This is a genomic window from Planktothrix paucivesiculata PCC 9631 (assembly GCF_900009265.2).
GTDB lineage: Bacteria > Cyanobacteriota > Cyanobacteriia > Cyanobacteriales > Microcoleaceae > Planktothrix > Planktothrix paucivesiculata.
The window spans coordinates 1-218 of record NZ_LR735037.1; the positions used below are offsets into that span (position 1 = coordinate 1).

At 42.2% G+C, this 218-nt stretch carries 1 protein-coding gene; it reads right to left on the reverse strand.

The annotated features are described in order from the left end of the window. Positions 1-33: 33 nt before the first annotated feature. A partial coding sequence (locus PL9631_RS25460; protein ID WP_083624796.1) for a hypothetical protein occupies positions 34-218 on the reverse strand: 185 nt, incomplete at its 5' end.

The following is a 218-nucleotide window of genomic DNA, read 5'->3' on the forward strand; positions in this document are numbered from 1 at the left end:
GGTTTTTTCAGCTTAATATTATATTCAACTCGCCTAAATCATCCCGTTGCCACGGTCATAGTTACTGACAGAATTGGCACTGGGTTTACCTTGAATCGTTGAGATATCGCCGGGTTCCGTACCCACTTCGTCAGAAACTCGATTCAACATTGATTGTTGACGGTTTTTGATCACTTGATGATGACGCATCATTAAAGCCCGAGCTTGGTTTTGAGTAT